This is a genomic window from Variovorax sp. V118 (assembly GCF_041154445.1).
Classification (GTDB): Bacteria; Pseudomonadota; Gammaproteobacteria; order Burkholderiales; family Burkholderiaceae_C; genus Variovorax; species Variovorax boronicumulans.
In genome coordinates this window covers 6831176-6850215 of record NZ_AP028663.1, presented here as the reverse complement: position 1 = coordinate 6850215, position 19040 = coordinate 6831176, and the positions used below count along the sequence as shown (strand labels likewise).

The window sequence follows — 19040 nt, the reverse complement described above, 5'->3', positions numbered from 1 at the left end:
GTCAGTCCGCTACCGCGCTGCTGTCGTCGTCGCGCCAGCCACGCAGCCGCCGGTACAGCGTGCCGCGCGACACGCGCAGCTGCCGCGCCGCCTGCGACACATTGCCGCCGTGCGCCGCGAGCGTGTCCTCGATCAGCTTGCGGCTGTGCTCGCGCAGGGTCTCGGCCGGTGGTGTCTCGCCGACGGAGGTCAGCGCCACGGGCGGCTCCGCCTGCACGTCGATCGCCACGGGCGCATCGACCTGTGCGCTCGCCATGTCGGGCATCGCCACCGCGTGCCGGAAGTCCGCGCCGTCCGCGCCCTTGAGCTGCGCCTGCATCCACACGCCGAGCCCGCTGGCCAGCCGCAGCGGCTGCGCGGCCTCGCGCCGGCCCAGCCGCAGCAGGCTCGCGAGGTCGTGGCCCAGCAGGCATTCCACGTCGCGGTCGTCGGGTGCCTCGGGCAGCCGCCCCAGCAGCCGCGCGCCGGCGTTGTTGAGCCAGGCGATGGTGCCGTCGGGCGCGATGCCCGCGAGCGCCTCGAGCGGCGTGCCCAGCAGCGTGGGGCTGGCCTGGAAGCGCAGGATCAGGTGGTCGCGCGACTGCGCCTGCAGCAGCCGGTTCTCGATGATGGTGGCGTGCAGCGCGACCATCGAGGCCGCGTCGAAACCGAAGCGCCGCGCCTCCACCGTGAGGTCGAGCACGCCCGCGAGCCGGCCGCTCACGTCGCGGATCGGCGCCGCGGCGCACTGCATGTGGCACAGCACGTCGTAGTAGTGCTCGGCGCCGTCCACGGTACAGGCCTGCCCGGTGCTGGCCACGATGCCCGGCGCCGTGGTGCCCACCACGCGCTCGGAAATGTTCACGCCCAGGCGTGCGGTCTGGCGCAGCACGGGCTGGTGCGTGCCGGCGGGCTGGCTCGTGACGTGCACCACCACGCCGTCGCGGTCGGTGAGGATCACGCGGCAGTCGGTGCCCGCGAGCATGTGTTCCATCTGCACGAGCTCGTGCCGCGCCACGTCCAACAGCTCGCGGTTGCGCGCCAGCGTGGTGTGCAGCCGGCTGGGCGTGACGGCGTCGAAGGCCACCACGCGCTGCCGGTCGGCGTGGGTGCGGCTGCAGCGCATCCACGACTGGATGACCGCCTCGCCGACCAGCCCCGAGGGGCGCACGCCTTCTTCGAAAAACTGCTGCCGCGCCAGCGCCACGCGCTGCGCCGGCGTGCTGGCAAAGAGTTGGCGCGGCGCATCCGCCGTGCCGAGCCTGTCGAGCGCCATGGGTTCGCCGCCTCTTTCGGGTTCAGGGACCCTCTCGAATGTGTTCCGCAATGGAACAAGGCTGGACTGGGGAAATCCCGGGGGTGAAGGCCGATGCCGTGCGAACGATCCTTGGGGCAGAACGAAGAAGGAGACAGACCCCGATGAAGACGACAACGACACAGCCTCTTTCCGGGCGGCGCCTGCTTGCGGGCGCCTTGCTGTGCCTGGGCCTGGCGGCCCCGGCGCTGGCCCAGACGGCCGCCAGCCCGCAGGACCGCGCCGGCGCGGCCGCCAAGCGCGTCGACGGCAACTTCGTGCGCGCCAACGCGGCGAAGAAGACGCCCGACTGGCCCAGCTACGGGCTCGACTACGCCGAGTCGCGCTTCAGCAAGCTCGACCAGGTCAACACCGGCAACGTGAAGCAGCTCGGGTTGGTCTGGTCGTACGACCTCGAATCGACGCGCGGCGTGGAAGCCACGCCGCTGGTGGTCGACGGCATCATGTACGTCACGGCCTCGTGGAGCATCGTGCATGCGATCGACACGCGCACCGGGCAGAAGATCTGGACCTTCGATCCGCAGGTCGACCGCTCCAAGGGCTTCAAGGGCTGCTGCGACGTGGTCAACCGCGGCGTGGCGCTGTACGAGGGCCGCGTCTACGTGGCCGCCTACGACGGCCGCCTGATCGCACTCGACGCCGCCACCGGCCAGAAGGTGTGGGAGAAGAACACCATCGACGGCCAGAAGGGCAGCTACACCATCACCGGTGCGCCGCGCGTGTTCAAGGGCAAGGTCATCATCGGCAACGGCGGCGCCGAGTACGGCGTGCGCGGCTACGTCACCGCCTACGACGCGAAGACCGGCGACCAGAAGTGGCGCTGGTTCGTGGTGCCCGGCGATCCGAGCAAGCCCTTCGAGGACGAGTCGATGGCGCGCGCCGCCAAGACCTGGGACCCGAGCGGCAAGTACTGGGAAGCCGGCGGCGGCGGCACCGCCTGGGACAGCTTCGCCTTCGACCCCGAGCTCAACCTGATGTACGTGGGCACCGGCAACGGCTCGCCCTGGGCGGCCAAGGCGCGCAGCCCCAAGGGCGGCGACAACCTGTACCTGGGCTCGGTGGTCGCGCTCGACCCCGACACCGGCAAGTACAAGTGGCACTACCAGGAGACGCCCGGCGACAACTGGGACTACACCTCCACCCAGTCGATGATCCTGGCCGACGTCAAGCTGAACGGCAAGGCGCGCAAGGTGCTGCTGCATGCGCCCAAGAACGGCTTCTTCTTCGTCATCGACCGCACCAACGGCAAGTTCATCTCGGCGAAGAACTTCGTCGCGGTCAACTGGGCCACGGGCTACGACAAGAACGGCCGGCCCATCGAGGTCCCCGCCGCGCGGCAGAACGAGAAGCCGGGCGACAGCATCCCGGGCCCGTTCGGCGCGCACAACTGGCACCCGATGTCCTACAACCCGCAGACCGGCCTGGCCTACCTGCCGGCCCAGCACGTGCCGATCAACCTGATGGACGACAAGGCCTGGAAGTTCGACGAGAACGCACCCGGCCGGCCGCACGCGGCACTGGGCTGGAACCTGGGCAAGTTCGCCAACGTCGAGCCGCCCACGAGCAAGCCCTTCGGCCGCCTCGTGGCCTGGGACCCCATCAAGCAGAAGGAAGCCTGGGGCGTGGACTACGCCTCGCCGTGGAACGGCGGCACGCTGACCACCGCCGGCGACCTGGTGTTCCAGGGCACGGCCGACGGGCGCCTGGTGGCCTACCACGCCAAGACCGGCGAGAAGCTCTGGGAAACGCCCACCGGCACCGGCGTGGTGGCGGCGCCCGCGACCTACATGGTGGACGGCAAGCAGTACGTGTCGGTGGCCGTGGGCTGGGGCGGCGTGTACGGCCTGGCGCAGCGCGCCACCGAGCGCCAGGGGCCGGGCACGGTCTACACCTTCGCGGTCGGCGGCACGGCCAAGATGCCCGCGTTCGTCGAGTACCGCATGGCCAAGCTGGTGCAGGGCGTGAAGTACGACCCCGCCAAGGTCCAGGCCGGCACCATGCTGTACGTGAGCAACTGCGTGTTCTGCCACGGCGTGCCGGGCGTGGACCGCGGCGGCAACATCCCGAACCTGGGCTACCTCGACCCGGCCTACATCGAGAACCTGGACAAGTTCGTGCTCAAGGGCCCGGCCATGTCGCGCGGCATGCCCGACTTCACGGGCAAGCTCTCGGGCGACGACATCGAGAGCATCAAGGCCTTCATCCAGGGCACGGCGGACGCGATCCGGCCGAAGTAGAGGCATCGCGGACTCAAACAGAAAAGGCGCCCTCGGCGCCTTTTCTTTTGGGGTAGGGCGCTGGTCAGCCCGCCAGCCGCAACTCGTGGATCAGCCCCGCCACGTTGCCCACCTGCAGCTTGTCGTAGATCGACTGGATGTGGTTGCGCACCGTGGCCGGCGAGCGGTTCAGGATGGCGGCCACTTCCTTGTGGGTGTCGCCGCGCGCCAGCAGTTCGGCGATGGTGTGCTCGCGCGGCGTGAGGCTGTCGGCGCGGCAGCGATGGCGGCACTTGAGGAACAGCAGGCGCTGCTCGACGTGGTGCGTGACCACGATCTCGCGCCCGTTGAAGCGCGCGTGGCCCAGCAGGAAGTGCTGCAGCAGCGCATCGGGCAGCGTGCGGCCGTGCCAGGCCGGCCACTCGGCCTTCAGCATCGCCTCGAACAGCCGGTCGGCGTGGTACAGCACGCCGCGCAGGTCGCCGATGGCCGAGCCGCCGGGCGAGGCGCTGCCCGCTTCGAGGCGGTCCAGGTGCATCACGCGGTTCAGCGCCAGCGCCTGCATCACGTGCGGCGCGAGGCTGGCGAGCAGTTGCCGCTCTTCCTCCGTGCCGTGGGCTTCCGGGTCGGCGCGGAACAGGCTGAGCCAGTGGACGAAGCTCGTCTGCGGGTTCGAATCCGAGGTGATGAAGAAGTTGGCCTGCTCGAAGCGGCGGCCGTAGTCGCGCAGCTCGGCCTGGTCGTCGCGGCAGAACCACGCCTGCGCATTGAAGGCGAGCGTGGCGTTCGACTGCTTGGCCACCTCGCCGGCGGCCGTGTCCATGTGCTTGACCTGCTCGTAGGCCGTGACCATCTCGAACGGCTGGTTGTGCAGGTGGATCGTGTGGATGTCGATGCCGTGGTCGGTGCGGGTGGCGGTACCCCACATCGACGAGTCGAAGGGCAGCACGGGCTTGAGGAGGTCGAGCGCGGCGTCCTGGAAGGCGTCGATGGGCAGCTCGTGCGAGAGGCGATACAGCCGCAACAGGAGGTCGCTGAAGTCGCGCGGGACACCGGCCGTGAAGGTCATGCGGGGAGTCTTCCAGCCCGGGCGCCGCATGCCCATCCCATGTTCCGGTGACGCGCGCGGGGCTCGGCCGCGCGGTTTCAAGAATGGTGCATTTGCATCATTTGATTTCCAAAAGCGAAAGCTATTGTTTGCAGCGCCCTCGGTTGCTGACCAGGCCCTTTCCCTTTTCGAGAGACCCACGATGCCCCACCCCACCTCCAGAATCCCCCACGCCCTGTCCCTTGCCACCCTGTTGATCCTCGGCGCCTGCGGCGGCGGTGGGGGTGGCGGAGGCGGCGGTGGTTTCGCGTTTCCCGTCGGCACGGGCAACGGCGGCACGCCGCCCGCCGCCGAGTCGCCCGGCACGTTGAGCGGCACCGTGGCCACCGGCGCGGCCTTTGCCGGCGCCGCGCTCACCGTGTTCGACCAGACCGGCGCCAAGGTCTGCGAAGTGACCGTGCCGGCCGAAGGCACCTACAGCTGCGTGCTGCCCGCGGGCACCAAGGCGCCGCTGGTGATCCAGGCCGTGCGCGACGACCTCACGCTCTACAGCACCACCGCCAGCACCTCCACCGGCACCACCAACGTCACGCCGCTGACCACCGTCGTGGTGGCGCAGCTGGCGCCCAACGGCGACCCGTCGAAGCTGGCCGCCGCGGTGCAGGCTGATGCCGGCGCTGTCACGCCGGGCGCCATCAGCGACCAGGTGGCGAAGCTCGTGGCCGCGCTCAAGCCGCTGCTGGACGCGCTCAACACCAGCATCGACCCGATGAGCGGCACCTTCCAGGCCAACGGCACGGGCCAGGACCGCGTGCTCGACACGCTGAACGTGTCGGTGCGTCCCGACGGCGCCGCCGCCAACATCGAGATCACCGTCAAGGCGCAGCCCGCGAGCGAAGAGAGCGCGCCGGTGTCCATCGTGTTTCGCACCGGCGAGAGCACCATCGCGCCGCTGCCCGCGGTCGACGCCGCGACCCTCGTGCAGCCGCCCACGCCGGCGATGGTCAAGGACCTGCTGGACCGCCTCAACGCCTGCTACGCGCTGCCGCTGAACGAGCGCGTGGACAGCACCATCGGCTCCGACGGCAATGCCTTCGGCGAAGCCGCCGACGTGGTCGCGCCGGCCTGCCGCACGCTGTTCGTGGGCGACGATCCGGCCAGCTTCGTCGCGGCCGGCCTGCACATCGGGCGCGCGTCGAGCGGCCCGCGCCGGCCTTTCGAAAGCCTGTTCCGCTTCGGCCCCACCAACCTGAAGCACGACCGCGGCAACTTCGAATACTTCCACCCGGGCGGCGACATCGCGCTCACCTACCGCTGGACCGACAGCGTGGGCAACACCGACAACGACGTGTTCAACGCCAGGATCGTGAATGGCGCGCTCAAGCTCACCGGCAACAGCAACGCCTACCGCGCCGCCGTGCGCCCGCAGCAGGAGCTGAAGGACTTCCTCAAGCACGCGAACCTGAAGTACCACGCCGCGGGCTACAACGTGTCGGTGGACAACGTGCTCGACGGCAACGGCGACTCGATCTTCACGAAGGTGGTGGCCACCTCGTCCGCGCTGCCCGGCCGCGAGCTGGTCCTCGTGCCCCGGGCCGGGCTGACCACCCTGGTGCTCACCACCGACGGGACCGCCAACGGCGCGCTGAACTCCTCGCTGTGGCGCATGGCCGCGCGCTACGTGGACCCGGCGCAAGGCGGCAACCCGAGCAGCGTCGAGCCCGGCAATCTCTTCGCAGCGCCGCAGTTCGACGACGCGCAGCTGAGCGCCATTCCCGATCAGGCGGTCTGGAAGCTCGAGTTCTTCCTGGCGGCCGGCGGGCCCAACCCGGTGCAGTACGTGCGCACCTTCTCGCGCGCGCCGACCCTCGCCGAGGCCGTGCAACTGCCGACCGTGGAAATGACGCCCGCCCTGCGCGCCGAGCTGATGCAGGAAATCGACGGTGTCCCGCGCGGCATCGTGTTCGGCGCGCCGGTGCCGTCCGACCCCACCGCCAACAACATCGACTTCAGCGCCGAGGGCAACCAGGACGGCTGGGCCGTGCCCAGCGGCGCCTACGCCCCGACCACCTTCCTGGTGGCCGGCCGTGGCCCGAACAACAACCGCTTCACCGACTCGATCACCGTGCGCACCTCGGCGCGCAAGGCCGTCATCTACTGCCAGCCGGTGAACTCGCCGAGCGACAACCACTGCGTGAGCGTCGGCAACAACGCGTACCAATACGCGCAGGGCTCGTCGGTCAGCAGCTTCATCTTCACGGCACGCACCGCGCGCCAGGTCGATGTGCGCAAGAACTTCGAGGCGTGGACCTACTCGCCTCCCTGATTCCTTTCCTGCTGTCACCGCATGAAAAAAGCCGCCGACCCGAAAGGGCCGGCGGCTTTTTCGATGGGAGATCGAAAGGATCAGTCCGCGTACACGCCAGCGGCCTTGATGATCGGGCCCCACTTGGCGATTTCAGCGGCGACGAACTTCTTGTGTTCGGCCGGCTCGACGCGCTTGTCGGTGGTGATCACGGCGCCCAGGCCTTCTTCGCGCTTGATGAACGCCGGGTCCTTCATGGCGGCCTTGATGGCCTCGTTGATCTTCTTGAGCACCGGTGCGGGCGTGCCCTTGGGGGCGTACACGCCGTGCCAGATCGACACTTCGAAGCCCTTCAGGCCCGACTCGTCGAGCGTGGGCAGGTCTTTCAGCGCGGGCGTGGTCAGGCGCTTGCTGGTGGTCACGGCGTAGGCCTTGACCTTCTTGGCCTCGATCTGCGACGTGGTGTTGGTGGTCTGGTCGCACAGCAGGTCGATCTGGCCGCCCAGCAGGTCGGCGATGGCCGGCGCGGTGCCCTTGTACGGCACGGGCGTCATCTCGATCTTCAGCGCGCTCTGGAACAGCAGGCCGCACAGGTGCGAGGCGGCGCCCAGGCCGGCGTTGCCCAGGTTGATCTTGCCCTTGTTGGCATTGATCCAGGTCGTCAGTTCCTTGTAGTTGTTGGCGGGCAGGCCGGGCTTGCCGATGAGCGTCATCGGCACTTCATTGACCATGCCGAGGTATTCGAAGTCGTTCTCGACGTTGAACGGCAGCTTGCGGTACAGCGCCGGCATCGTCGACATGCCGATGTGGTTCAGCAGCAGCGTGTAGCCGTCGGGGTTGGCGCGCGCCACCTTGGCGGTGCCGATCGAGCTGCCGGCGCCGGCGGTGTTGTCCACGATGATCGTCGTGCCCAGCGTCTTCTGCAGCGATTCGGCCAGGTCGCGGGCCACGCGGTCGGTCGGGCCGCCGGCCGAGAAAGGCACCACCAGCGTCACGGGCTTGCCTGCGGGGAAATCCTGGGCGTGTGCGCCGACGGCGGCCGCGGCAATCGCCGCGAGGGCAAACAGTTTCTTCATGATGTCTCCGACGGAGTTTTTAAATGGAAAGGGTCGCGATCTTATCGGCTGACCGGGGGCTGACCCATACCGAATAGCCCTTAGGAATGTCACCGTTTTCGCCCCATGCTGGGGCATGATCACGCCCGTCCCGCGCACCCGCGCCGGGGTGATGACAACCACAAACAGGCCAGCCCGACGGGCGGCATCGAGGAGAAGAAACCAATGGATCCCTGGGTCTATCCGCGCGAGCGTTGGCTCGGCAAACTCACGCTCGTTCTGGGCCTGCTGGCCTGGACGCTGATCGTCGTCGGCACGCTGGGCATTGCGCTGCTGTACGTGCTGCTGGGCTTCATCGGCTACGTGTTCGCGCAGTCGGCGGTCATCGCCTGGATCAAGGGCACGGGCGTGAAGCTGTCGCCCCAGCAGCTGCCCGAGCTGCACGCGCGCTTTGTCGACTGCTGCACCCGCCTGGGCATCGCGCAGCCGCCCGAGGCCTACCTGCTGCACGGCGACGGCATGTTCAACGCCTTCGCCACGCGCTTCTTCGGGCGCAACTTCGTGGTGCTGCTGTCCGACGTGGTCGACGCCATGGAGGCGCAGCCCGACGGCATCCACTTCTACATGGGCCACGAGCTGGGCCACATCCGCCGCGGCCACCTCACGGGCCACATCTGGCGCGCGCCCGTGCTCTGGCTGCCGCTGTTGGGCGCGGCCTATGCGCGCGCCAAGGAATACACCTGCGACCTGCACGGCGCCGCCTGCTGCCGCGAGGTCGACTCCGCACCGCGCGCGCTGGTGGCGCTGGCCGCCGGCGCGCAGCAGTGGCGCAACGTGAACCTGCAGCGCTACGCCGCCCAGTCGGCCGGCAACCGCGGCTTCTGGGGCTCGTTCCACGAACTCATCGGCGGCTACCCCTGGCTCACCAAGCGCGTCGCGCGCGCCATCGACCCGGGCGCCAAGCTGCCCGAGCGCAACCCGGTGGCGTACCTGCTCGCGTTCTTCGTGCCGTATGCCGGCCGGGCCGGCGGCGGCGCGGCAGGGGTGCTGATCGTGGTGGCTGTCATCGGCGTCGTGGCGGCTGCAGCCATCCCGGCCTACCAGGAGTACCAGACCCGCGCCGTCGTCGCGCAGGCCTGGTCCGAGGGCGCGCCGGTGCGCAACGCGCTCACGCGCCACTATGAAGAAAAGGCCGAGATCCCCGACACCCTGGCCGCCGTCGGCCAGCCGGAGAACCTGCCCAACGGCGCGACCCTCACGCTCGACCCCGACAGCATGGTGGTGGAGGTAGCCACGACCAAGGGCACGCTGCGCATGGAGCCGTCGTCGACCGACCGGGGCATTGCGTGGCATTGCAGCGCGGGGGAGGGGTTGAAGGACAAGGCGTTGCCGGCGAGCTGCAAGAAGTAAGTGGCCGACCGTTGACTTCGATGACGTCTTCCGCTTCACTCGCGAATGCGTGGCGCTTGCCGCGCGACTTCGCGCTCATCACCCTGGCCGTCGAAGTCGCGTTGGTGTTGTTCCACTTCGGCAAGCAGCTGTGGCCCGGCATGCCGGACAGCCAGCAGATGCTTGCCAGCTATGCCCAGCCGGACGTGTGGGTTCCCATGATGGCCAACCTCTCGATGGCCTGGGTGCTGGCGGCGGCGCTGGCCTGGAGCCATGCCCGCCAGGCACTGGAGGTGCGCGGCGCCGCGAGCGTGGCGCAACTGCCCGGCCCGCACCTGCGTTATGCCGCGGTTTATCTCATCGCGCTGCTGTTGAACCACTACGCGCTGGGCCCGCTTCTCTACAAACTGCAGCAGATGCTCTTCTCGGGGAGCTGGCTTCAGGCGGTCTTCGGTGGCTTCGCGGTGACTTCGACGGCGGTCGTGTACGAAGCGGTGCAGCTGGTCGTGCTTGTGTTGAGCGTGTGGCTTGCGGCCTGGGTGGCACTGCGAGCACCGGCTGCGGCGCCGTCCGGCGACCGCGAGGTGGCAGATGCGGTGCAGGCGGGTGTGTCGCCACGCCGCGCGGTGGCAACGCTGGTCGCTGTCGTGTTCGCGTCGCTGCAGGCGCGCTGCATGATGGCCGCCAACATCGGGACGGCGATCGTCGATCCGTCGAACGGCGTCGCGCTCCTGCTGTTCTGGGGCGGTCCGCCCCTGGTGATTTTCGCGCTGTCGTACTGGGGCGGATGGCTCGGCACCGCGTCCGGCCTGACGCAGGTCCGGCCCTTCCGGGCCGTGGCGGCGTCGGTGCTGGCCTTGGTGGGGGTGTTTGCGAGCTGCGTCGTCGTCTTCGTCGTGGGGCTGCCACTGATGGTGACGTCGTCATCCGGCTTTTCCGGCGCCGTCGGCTTGATCATGCTGTTGGCCGCGCTCGTGCCGCTCTACCCCTTGCTGACCGTGCTCCTCACGCGCACCGTCACGCGCCGCCTGTACCGCCCCTACTTGTAGCTGCGCGCGTCCTCGATCACCTTGCCGTCGTTCGGCAGGGTGCCCGGCGCCACCAGTTCGATGGTGCCGCGCAGCTTGGTCACTTCGCGCACCGCGTCGGCGATGCGCGCGTCGAGCCCGGCCGGGGCACCGGCGCATTCCAGCTTGAAGGTCATCTGGTCGTCGCCCATCTCGCCCGACACCACGAGCCGCGCGCGCACGATCTCGGGAAAGCGCCGCACGACCTCGGCGACCTGCGAGGGGTGCACGAACATGCCGCGCACCTTGGTGGTCTGGTCGGCGCGGCCGAGCCAGCCCTTGATGCGCTTGTTGGTGCGGCCCGTGGGGCAGGTGCCCGCGAGCACGGCCGAGAGATCGCCGGTGCCGAAGCGCACCAGCGGGTAGTCGGGGTTGAAGGTGGTGACGACGATCTCGCCCACCTCGCCGTCGGGCACCGGGTCGCCGGTGCCGGGGCGCACGATCTCGACCAGCACGCCCTCGTCGATCACCAGGCCCTGGCGCGCGCTGGTTTCGTAGGCGATGAGGCCCAGGTCGGCGGTCGCGTAGCACTGGATGCCCTGCACGCCGTGCGCGGCAATCCAATCGTGCAGGCTGGGCGGAAAGGCCTCGCCGGACACGAGCGCCTTGGTGAACCACGGCAGCTTCTGGCCCTTCTCTTCGGCCTTCTCCAGCAGGATCTTCAGGAAGCTCGGCGTGCCCGCGTAGCCGTCGGGCTTGAGGTCGACGATGGCTTCGAGCTGCTGCTCGGTCTGGCCCGTGCCGCCCGCGAAGATGGTGCAGCCCATGGCGTGCGCGCCGCTTTCCATGATCGAGCCGGCCGGCGTCATGTGGTAGCTGAAGCTGTTGTGGATCAGCTCGCCGCTGCGAAAGCCCGCCGCATGCAGCGCCCGCGCGGTGCGCCAGTAGTCGCGCGCCTCGCCCTCGGGCTCGTAGATGGTGCCGGGGCTCGCGAAGATGCGCGGCATGCGCGGCCCGCGCGCGATCGACGCAAAGCCGCCGAAGGGGTCGTCGGCGCGGCGCGCCTTCTGCAGCTCGAGCAGTTCCGACTTGCGGGTGACGGGCAGCTTCGCGAGGGCTTCGCGCGAGGTGACGTCGCCGGGCTTCACGCCGTCGAGGATCTTCGTGAAGGCGGACGTTGCAGTCTGTGCTTGGGCGATCTGCCGGGGCAGCGCGGCCAGCAGGTCACGTTCGCGTTCGGCGGGGTCGCGGATCTCGAGCTTGTCGTAGTGGTCGGTCATGTCCGTACCCTTCATCTTTCTGTTCTGTTCAAGGCGCTCAACTGACTCTTTCGGGAATACCGCGGAACCGGCTTTGCCGGGCCGCTGGTATTGCCCCCGGCGAGGGGGTTGGCGAAGCGACACGCAGTGCGCGAAGACTGGGGGAGCGTCAAGCAAGCCAGCGCTTGCGGCGCTTGTAGCTCTTCACATCGCGGAAGCTCTTGCGGTCCGCACCGCCCACGCCGAGGTAGAACTCCTTCACGTCCTCGTTCTCGCGCAGGCTCTTGGCCTCGCCGTCCATCACGATGCGGCCGTTCTCCAGGATGTAGCCGTAGTCGGCGTAGCGCAGCGCCATGTTGGTGTTCTGCTCGGCCAGCAGGAAGGTCACTTTTTCCTTGGTGTTCAGGTCTTTCACGATCTCGAACACCTCTTCCACGATCTGCGGCGCCAGGCCCATCGAGGGCTCGTCCAGCAGCACCATGGTCGGGTTGGCCATCAGCGCGCGGCCGATGGCGCACATCTGCTGCTCGCCGCCCGAGGTGTAGGCCGCCTGCGAGGTGCGGCGCGTCTTCAGGCGCGGGAAATACGCGTACACCTTCTCCAGCGTCTCCTGCACCGAGGCCTTGCCGTCGGTGCGCGTGTAGGCGCCGGTCATCAGGTTCTCTTCGATGGTCAGGTGGGCGAAGCAGTGGCGGCCTTCCATCACCTGGATCAGCCCGCGCTTGACCAGCTCGGCCGGCGACAGCGCCTCGATGCGCTCGCCGCGCAGCTCGATGGTGCCCTTGGTCACGGCGCCGCGTTCGCCCGCGAGCAGGTTGCTCACGGCGCGCAGCGTGGTCGTCTTGCCGGCGCCGTTGCCGCCGAGCAGCGCCACGATGCCGCTTTCGGGCACGGTCAGCGACACGCCCTTGAGCACGAGGATCACGTGGTTGTAGATGACCTCGATGCCGTTGACGTTGAGAAGGATCTTGGGTTCGCTCATGGTGTGGTCCGAAGCATTCGAAAGAACAACGACGCTGTTCTTTCAGATACCCGCTTGACCCACCGCCCTTCGGGGAACACCGCGGAACCGGCTTTGCCGGGCCGCTGGTGTTGCCCCCTGCAAGGGGGTGGGAGAAGCGACACGAAGTGCGCGTAGCCTGGGGGTTAGCTCAAGACTGGCAATCCGCGGCTTCGCGGCGGGTGAGCTTCTTTTCGCCCGCGTACTTGTCGGCAGCCGCCTTCACCATCGGCTTGATGATCTGGCTGTCGGCCTCGTACCAGTCGGACATGCCGCCCCACTTGGCGCCGTCCCAGGTATGGACGCGCGCCCAGGTCGAGCCCATGTGGTCCTGGCACGAGGTGCTCACCGGGCGCATCACGCCCGAGAAGCCGAGGGCGTCGAGCTTCTTCTGGTCGAGCGCGAGGTTCTCCATGCCCCAGCGCACCTGCTCGCCGGTCATGACCTTGCCCTTGCCGAAGCGCTCCTGCGCACGACGCACGGCCTCGATGGTCAGCATCTGGATGATCACGCCGCGCGTGTAGAGCACCGAGCCCACTTCGTCCTTCGGACCCGTGCCCTGGCCCTTGTCATGCACCTGCTTGAGGATGTCCTGGATCACCTTCGGCTGCGTGCCCGAGGTGTTCAGCGCCAGCGCGTTGTAGCCCTTGGCGTTGGCGCCCACGTCCTTCACGTCGGGTTCGGCGCCGGCCCACCACACGCCGTACATCTTCTCGCGCGGGTAACCCGTGGCCACGGCTTCCTTCAGGGCGGTGGAGTTCATCACGCCCCAGCCCCACAGCAGCACGAAGTCAGGACGCGACTGGCGCACCTGCAGCCAGGCCGACTTCTGTTCCACGCCCGGTGCGGTCACGGGGATCAGCGACAGTTCGAAGCCGTTCTGCTTGGCGCGCTCCTGCAGCAACGGGATCGGCTCCTTGCCGAACGGCGAGTCGTGGTACACGAGGGCGATCTTCTTGCCCTTGAGCTTGTCCATGCCGCCTTCTTTTTTGCCGATGTGCTGGATCAGGATGTCGGCCGCGGTCCAGTAGGAGCCCATGAGCGGGAAGTTCCACTTGAACACGCCGCCATCTTGCGAGGCCGACAGGCCGTAGCCCAGCGTGATGAGCGGGATCTTGTCGGTGGGCACCTTGTCGGTCAGCGCGAAGGTGATGCCGGTGGCCTGCGGGTCGAACAGCGTCACGCCCGGGCGGCCCTTCAGGCGCTCGTAGCATTCCACGCCCTTGTCGGTGGCGTAGCCGGTTTCGCATTCCTCGTACGTGATCTTCACGCCGTTGATGCCGCCGGTGGCGTTGATGTACTTGATGTAGTCCTGCTTGCCGTTGGCCCAGGGCGTGCCGTTGGGCGCGTAGGGGCCGGTGCGGTACACCAGCAGCGGGAAGAACTGTTCCTTGGCCTGGGCCTGCGCGATCGAAGGCGCGAAGGCCGCGCCGAGGGTGCTGGCCACCAGGGCGGCGGTCAGAGCGAGCGATTTCAGTGTCATGCCTGTCTCCTTTTGTGGGCACCTCGGTGCCGGGTTTTTACGAACGAACAACAACAAACCAGAACCTGTCAGTGCGGGAAGGGCCACAGCCGCAGCTTTTCCTTGGCCGTGGACCACAGCCGCGCCAGGCCGTGCGGCTCCACGATCAGGAAGAACACGATCAGCGCGCCGAAGATCATGGTCTCCAGGTGCGAGGCCAGTGCGGTCGAGATCGAGAAGCCCAGCCACCCCGGCAACTGGTTCAAAAAGAGCGGCAGCAGCACGATGAAGGCGGCGCCGAAGAAGCTGCCCATGATCGAGCCGAGCCCGCCGATGATCACCATGAACAGCAGCTGGAACGAGCGGTCGATGCTGAACGCCGCCGGCTCCCACGCACCGAGGTGGATGAAGCCCCACAGCGCGCCGGCCACGCCGACGATGAAGCTGCTCACCGCGAAGGCCGTGAGCTTGGCGTACACCGGGCGGATGCCGATCACCGCGGCGGCCACGTCCATGTCGCGCATTGCCATCCACTCGCGGCCGATGGCGCTGCGCACCAGGTTCTTCGCGAGCAGCGCGAACACCACCACGAAGATCAGGCAGAACAAATACTTCTGCACCGGCGACTCGATCGGCACGCCGAACACGTTCAGCCCCGCCACGCTCACCGAACCCGACGACGAGTTGTTGGTGAACCACTGGATGCGCAGGAACGCCCAGTCGGTGAAGAACTGCGCGGCCAGCGTGGCCACCGCCAGGTACAGGCCCTTGATGCGCAGGCTCGGAATGCCGAACAGCACGCCGATCACCGTCGCGCACAGCCCGCCCAGCAGCAGCGAGGCGATGAGCGGCATGCCGTCGATGCGCACCTGGAAGTTGTAGGCCGCATACGCGCCCACCGCCATGAAGGCGCCGGTGCCCAGCGAGATCTGGCCGCAGTAGCCGACCAGGATGTTGAGGCCCAGCGCTGCCAGCGACAGGATCAAAAAGGGCGTGAGGATGGCGCGCATCCAGTAGTCGGACACGCCCATCGGCACCACGACGAACGCCACGAGCAGCAGCACCAGGATCGCCAGGCGGTCCTGCGCGATCGGGAAGATCTGTTGGTCGGCGCGGTAGCTCGACTTGAACTGGCCGTTTTCTCTGTAGAACATTCTCAGACCCGATCGATGATTTTTTGGCTACGGCCCGCTTCGCTTAACTTGCTGCGCAAGTTAGCCTCCACCGAAAAATTGTTGATCTCGTATTTCATACGCGATCAATAATTTTTTCGCCGAACAGACCCTGCGGACGAACCAGCAGGAAGACCAGCGCGAGGACATAGGCAAACCAGATCTCGATGCCGCCACCGAGCATGGGGCCGAGATAGATTTCGGACAGCTTCTCGCCGACACCGATCAGCAGGCCGCCGATGATGGCGCCGGGGATCGAGGTCAGCCCGCCCAGGATCACCACCGGCAGCGCCTTCAGCGCCACCAGCGAGAGCGAGAACTGCACGCCGAGCTTGGAGCCCCAGATGATCCCGGCCACCAGTGCCGAGAAACCGGCCACCGACCACACGATCACCCAGATGCGCGACAGCGGGATGCCGATCGATTGCGCGGCCTGGTGGTCGTCGGCCACCGCGCGCAGCGCACGGCCCGTGGCGGTCTTCTGGAAGAAGATGGCCAGCACCACCACCAGCGCGGCGGACACCAGCGCGGCGATCAGGTCTTCCTGGCTCAGCAGCAGGCCGCCCTGGAAGGTGCCTTCGAGCACCATCAGCGGTTCCTTGGGCATGCCCACGTCGATCTTGTAGATGTCGTTGCCGAAGATCGTCTGGCCCACGCCGTCCAGAAAGTAGGCGATGCCCAGCGTGGCCATCAGCAGCGTGATGCCTTCCTGGTTCACCAGCTTGCTCAGCGCCAGCCGTTCGATGAGCCAGGCCACCACGATCATCACCGCCATCGCGGCGATGAAGGCCAGGATGTTCGCGAGGATCTGGCTCTGGAAGCCGAACCACTGCGGGAACCACTCGGCGAAGCGCGCCATGGCCAGCGCCGCGAACAGCACCATCGCGCCCTGCGCGAAGTTGAAGACGCCCGAGGCCTTGTAGATCAGCACGAAGCCGATCGCGATCAGCGAATACAGCATGCCGACCATGAGGCCGCCGAAAAGGGTTTCGAGGAAAAATCCCATGGTCAATGCTCCACGCCGAGGTATGCCCGGATCACGTCTTCGTTGTTCCGAACTTCATCCGGCGTGCCGTCGCCGATCTTCTTGCCGTAGTCCAGCACCACCACGCGGTCGGAGATGTCCATCACCACGCCCATGTCGTGCTCGATGAGCACGATGGTCGCGCCGAACTCGTCGTTCACGTCGAGGATGAAGCGGCTCATGTCCTGCTTCTCTTCCACGTTCATGCCGGCCATGGGCTCGTCCAGCAGCAGCACCTGCGGCTCCATTGCCAGCGCGCGGCCGAGGTCCACGCGCTTTTGCAGGCCGTAGGGCAGGCGGCCCACCGGCGTCTTGCGGTGCGCCTGGATTTCCAGGAAGTCGATGATGTGCTCGACGAACTCGCGGTGCTGCAGCTCTTCGCGTTCGGCCGGGCCCCAGCGCAGCGCCTGTGCGAACAGGCCGCTCTTCATCTTGAGGTTGCGCCCGGTCATGATGTTGTCGAGCACGCTCATGCCCTTGAACAGCGCCAGGTTCTGGAAGGTACGCGCCACGCCCATCTCGGCCACCTGGCGCGAGTTCATGTGCTTGAAGGTCTGGCCGCGGAAGGTGATGGAGCCCTGCTGCGGCCAGTACACGCCGTTGATGCAGTTCAGCATCGAGCTCTTGCCCGCGCCGTTGGGGCCGATGATGGCCCGCACCTCGTGCTCGCGCACGTTGAAGCTGATGTCGGTCAGCGCCTTCACGCCGCCGAAGCTCAGGCTGATGTTCTGGACGTCGAGGATGACGTCGCCAATTTTCCGATTGCTCATGCGGCGGCCTTCACGATGGGGAAGGTCTTGGCGTCGTTGATCTTCAGCGTGGCACTGACAACCCCCGTGCGTCCGTCCTCGAACTTGACCTGGGTCTCGATGTACTGCGCGGTCTTGCCGCCGTACAGCGCATCGACCAGCACGGCGTATTTCTCGGCGATGAAGCCGCGGCGCACCTTGCGCGTGCGGGTCAGCTCGTCGTCGTCGGGGTCGAGTTCCTTGTGCAGCACGAGGAAGCGCGCGATCTGCGTCTCGCCCATGCCGTCCTCGGCCGCGAGGTCGGCATTGACCTTGGCGATGCACTCGGCCACCAGCGTCAGCACCTCGGGCTTGCCGGCCAGGTCCACATAGCCGCCGTAGGCCAGGCCGCGGCGCTCGGCCCAGTTGCCGACCGCCTCGAAGTCGATGTTGATGAAGGCGCAGACCTCGTCGCGGCCGTTGCCGAAGCACACGGCCTCCTTGATCTGCGGGAAGAACTTGAGCTTGTTCTCGATGTAGTTGGGCGCAAAGATCGCGCCGCCCACGAGCCGGCCCACGTCCTTGGCGCGGTCGATGATGCGCAGGTGGCCTTCGCTGTCGAGCACGCCCGCGTCGCCGGTGTGGAAGTAGCCATTCGCGTCGAGCACCTCGGCGGTGGCGTCGGGGCGCTTGTAGTACTCCTTGAGCACCGACACGCCGCGCACCAGCACCTCGCCGTCGTCGGCGATCTTCAGTTCGATGCCCGGCGCCGCCGTGCCCACGGTCTGCAGCTTGACCTTGCCGTCCTGCTGCAGGCACACATAGGCGCAGGTCTCGGTCTGGCCGTAGAACTGCTTGAGGTTCACGCCGATGGAGCGGTAGAAGCGGAACAGGTCGGGCCCGATGGCCGCGCCCGCCGTGTACGCCACGCGGATGCGGCTCATGCCCAGCACGTTGCGCAGCGGGCCGTAGATCAGCAGGTTGCCCAGGCTGTACATGACCCGGTCGCCCGTGCTCACCGGTGCGCCGTTCAGGATGTCGGCGCCCACGCGCTGCGCCAGCGCCATGAACTTCGCATACAGCCAGCGCTTGGGCGCGGCCGCGTCTTCCATGCGGATCGACACGGCCGTGAGCAGGCCTTCGAAGGTGCGCGGCGGGCCGAAGTAGTAGCTCGGGCCGATCTCGCGCATGTCGTTCATCACCGTCTCGGCCGACTCGGGGCAGTTGAGCGTGAAGCCGCCCACCAGCCACTGCGCCACCGAGAACAGGTGGTCGCCCACCCACGCCATCGGCAGGTAGCTCATGATGTTGTCGCCGGGGCCGAGCTTGTCGGTCTCGACGCCGCCGCGCCCCGCCGCGATGAAGCTGGCGTGCGTCTGGCACACGCCCTTGGGGCGGCCGGTGGTGCCCGAGGTGTAGAGGATCACGCCGACGTCGCTGGCCTCGCCGCTGGCCACCGCGCGGTCGTAGTAGCCGGCGTTGGCCTTGTCGAAGGCCCGGCCCAGCTCGCGCAGCTGCTCGTAGCTCATGAGCCCCGGCTGCTCGTAGTGGCGCAGGCCCTTGGGGTCGTCGTAGATGATGTGGCGGATGCCCTGCTGCTGGCCCTCCTGGCCTTGCTGCAGCTCGCGGCACTCGAGCAGCTTGTCGACCTGCTCCTGGTCTTCGACGATGACGAACTCGATGCTCGCGTCGTTCAGCATGAAGACCATCTCGCTGGCGACCGCGTCCTGGTACAGCGGCACGGGCACGCCGCGCAGGCTTTGCGCGGCGAGCACGGCCATGTACAGGTGCGGCCGGTTGGCACCGACGATCGCGAGGTTGTCGAAGGCCTTGAAGCCAAGGCTTGCCAGACCGCAGGCCATCTCGCGCACTTCCTGCGCCACGGCGTTCCAGGTCCAGGTTTGCCAGATGCCAAGGTCTTTTTCGCGCACGGCGGGAGCCTCGGGACGGGCCTCGGCATGCGCGAGCAGCAGACGGGGGAAGGTGGGGGCGGTGGTTTGCACAGTGGCCGGATCGTAGGTCCCACTTTGACGCCCGGTTGTCGTTCCAACGACAATCCTAGGGACACTACTCCCCGGAGT

The 19040-nt window shown here is 67.7% G+C and carries 14 protein-coding genes; 4 read left to right on the top strand and 10 right to left on the bottom strand.

Annotated features, from left to right (window positions below; translation table 11 throughout):
• Nucleotide 1: 1 nt before the first annotated feature.
• Nucleotides 2-1255, bottom strand: coding sequence for a helix-turn-helix domain-containing protein (locus tag ACAM52_RS31990; protein ID WP_369645533.1), 1254 nt, complete (start codon nucleotides 1253-1255; stop codon nucleotides 2-4).
• Nucleotides 1256-1398: 143 nt separating this feature from the next.
• Here ACAM52_RS31990 and ACAM52_RS31985 point away from each other — a divergent pair, with 143 nt between their 5' ends.
• Nucleotides 1399-3531, top strand: coding sequence for a PQQ-dependent dehydrogenase, methanol/ethanol family (locus ACAM52_RS31985; protein ID WP_369645532.1), 2133 nt, complete (start codon nucleotides 1399-1401; stop codon nucleotides 3529-3531).
• A gap of 64 nt (nucleotides 3532-3595) precedes the next feature.
• Here the strand turns inward: ACAM52_RS31985 and ACAM52_RS31980 are convergent, their stop codons facing one another.
• Nucleotides 3596-4579 carry a LuxR C-terminal-related transcriptional regulator gene (locus tag ACAM52_RS31980; protein WP_369645531.1) on the bottom strand — a complete coding sequence of 328 codons (984 nt, stop codon included), beginning with the start codon at nucleotides 4577-4579 and terminating at the stop codon, nucleotides 3596-3598.
• A 181-nt stretch (nucleotides 4580-4760) separates the two neighbouring features.
• Here ACAM52_RS31980 and ACAM52_RS31975 point away from each other — a divergent pair, with 181 nt between their 5' ends.
• Entirely contained in the window at nucleotides 4761-6884 is a 2124-nt protein-coding gene (locus tag ACAM52_RS31975; RefSeq protein WP_369645530.1) for a carboxypeptidase regulatory-like domain-containing protein, read from the top strand.
• A gap of 80 nt (nucleotides 6885-6964) precedes the next feature.
• Here ACAM52_RS31975 and ACAM52_RS31970 read toward each other — a convergent pair whose 3' ends face one another.
• On the bottom strand, nucleotides 6965-7939 hold the full coding sequence (locus ACAM52_RS31970) for a tripartite tricarboxylate transporter substrate-binding protein (RefSeq protein ID WP_307581998.1): 975 nt from the start codon (nucleotides 7937-7939) through the stop codon (nucleotides 6965-6967).
• 204 nt (nucleotides 7940-8143) lie between these two features.
• On the opposite strand from ACAM52_RS31970, the gene ACAM52_RS31965 reads away from it, so the two are divergent.
• Entirely contained in the window at nucleotides 8144-9328 is a 1185-nt protein-coding gene (locus tag ACAM52_RS31965; RefSeq protein WP_369645529.1) for a M48 family metalloprotease, read from the top strand.
• A gap of 20 nt (nucleotides 9329-9348) precedes the next feature.
• The gene (locus ACAM52_RS31960; protein WP_369645528.1) at nucleotides 9349-10356 is read left to right on the top strand and encodes a hypothetical protein; all 1008 of its coding nucleotides are present in this window, start codon (nucleotides 9349-9351) and stop codon (nucleotides 10354-10356) included.
• Here ACAM52_RS31960 and ACAM52_RS31955 read toward each other — a convergent pair.
• The 7 genes from ACAM52_RS31955 to ACAM52_RS31925 form a co-directional block, all read right to left on the bottom strand.
• Complete coding sequence (locus tag ACAM52_RS31955; RefSeq protein WP_369645527.1) at nucleotides 10347-11594, bottom strand: phenylacetate--CoA ligase family protein; 1248 nt, start codon at nucleotides 11592-11594, stop codon at nucleotides 10347-10349. The two genes, ACAM52_RS31960 and ACAM52_RS31955, sit on opposite strands and share 10 nt — an antisense overlap.
• A 148-nt stretch (nucleotides 11595-11742) precedes the next feature.
• Nucleotides 11743-12555, bottom strand: a complete 813-nt coding sequence (locus ACAM52_RS31950) for an ABC transporter ATP-binding protein (protein WP_062473897.1) — start codon at nucleotides 12553-12555, stop codon at nucleotides 11743-11745.
• A gap of 169 nt (nucleotides 12556-12724) precedes the next feature.
• A complete protein-coding gene (locus tag ACAM52_RS31945; protein WP_369645526.1) occupies nucleotides 12725-14056 on the bottom strand; it encodes an ABC transporter substrate-binding protein in 1332 nt (443 codons plus the stop codon).
• A 68-nt stretch (nucleotides 14057-14124) separates the two neighbouring features.
• A complete protein-coding gene (locus ACAM52_RS31940) occupies nucleotides 14125-15189 on the bottom strand; it encodes a branched-chain amino acid ABC transporter permease (RefSeq protein WP_062473892.1) in 1065 nt (354 codons plus the stop codon).
• A 94-nt stretch (nucleotides 15190-15283) separates the two neighbouring features.
• Nucleotides 15284-16213 (bottom strand): branched-chain amino acid ABC transporter permease, encoded by a 930-nt coding sequence (locus ACAM52_RS31935; protein WP_070062998.1) that lies wholly within the window; start codon nucleotides 16211-16213, stop codon nucleotides 15284-15286.
• A gap of 2 nt (nucleotides 16214-16215) precedes the next feature.
• Nucleotides 16216-17001: an ABC transporter ATP-binding protein gene (locus ACAM52_RS31930; RefSeq protein WP_062473888.1), complete on the bottom strand. Its 786-nt coding sequence runs from the start codon at nucleotides 16999-17001 to the stop codon at nucleotides 16216-16218.
• On the bottom strand, nucleotides 16998-18962 hold the full coding sequence (locus ACAM52_RS31925; protein ID WP_369645525.1) for a long-chain fatty acid--CoA ligase: 1965 nt from the start codon (nucleotides 18960-18962) through the stop codon (nucleotides 16998-17000). Before ACAM52_RS31925 ends, ACAM52_RS31930 begins: the two co-directional genes overlap by 4 nt.
• Nucleotides 18963-19040 lie beyond the last annotated feature (78 nt).

What these genes read in the sequence shown, in the direction of transcription:
- ACAM52_RS31930 (WP_062473888.1), bottom strand. Translation starts at nt 17,001, where the DNA reads ATGAGCAATCGGAAAATTGGCGACGTCATCCTCGACGTCCAGAACATC.
- ACAM52_RS31955 (WP_369645527.1), bottom strand. Translation starts at nt 11,594, where the DNA reads ATGACCGACCACTACGACAAGCTCGAGATCCGCGACCCCGCCGAACGC.
- ACAM52_RS31950 (WP_062473897.1), bottom strand. Translation starts at nt 12,555, where the DNA reads ATGAGCGAACCCAAGATCCTTCTCAACGTCAACGGCATCGAGGTCATC.
- ACAM52_RS31970 (WP_307581998.1), bottom strand. Translation starts at nt 7,939, where the DNA reads ATGAAGAAACTGTTTGCCCTCGCGGCGATTGCCGCGGCCGCCGTCGGC.
- ACAM52_RS31935 (WP_070062998.1), bottom strand. Translation starts at nt 16,213, where the DNA reads ATGGGATTTTTCCTCGAAACCCTTTTCGGCGGCCTCATGGTCGGCATG.
- ACAM52_RS31990 (WP_369645533.1), bottom strand. Translation starts at nt 1,255, where the DNA reads ATGGCGCTCGACAGGCTCGGCACGGCGGATGCGCCGCGCCAACTCTTT.
- ACAM52_RS31985 (WP_369645532.1), top strand. Translation starts at nt 1,399, where the DNA reads ATGAAGACGACAACGACACAGCCTCTTTCCGGGCGGCGCCTGCTTGCG.
- ACAM52_RS31945 (WP_369645526.1), bottom strand. Translation starts at nt 14,056, where the DNA reads ATGACACTGAAATCGCTCGCTCTGACCGCCGCCCTGGTGGCCAGCACC.
- ACAM52_RS31975 (WP_369645530.1), top strand. Translation starts at nt 4,761, where the DNA reads ATGCCCCACCCCACCTCCAGAATCCCCCACGCCCTGTCCCTTGCCACC.
- ACAM52_RS31980 (WP_369645531.1), bottom strand. Translation starts at nt 4,579, where the DNA reads ATGACCTTCACGGCCGGTGTCCCGCGCGACTTCAGCGACCTCCTGTTG.
- ACAM52_RS31960 (WP_369645528.1), top strand. Translation starts at nt 9,349, where the DNA reads ATGACGTCTTCCGCTTCACTCGCGAATGCGTGGCGCTTGCCGCGCGAC.
- ACAM52_RS31965 (WP_369645529.1), top strand. Translation starts at nt 8,144, where the DNA reads ATGGATCCCTGGGTCTATCCGCGCGAGCGTTGGCTCGGCAAACTCACG.
- ACAM52_RS31940 (WP_062473892.1), bottom strand. Translation starts at nt 15,189, where the DNA reads ATGTTCTACAGAGAAAACGGCCAGTTCAAGTCGAGCTACCGCGCCGAC.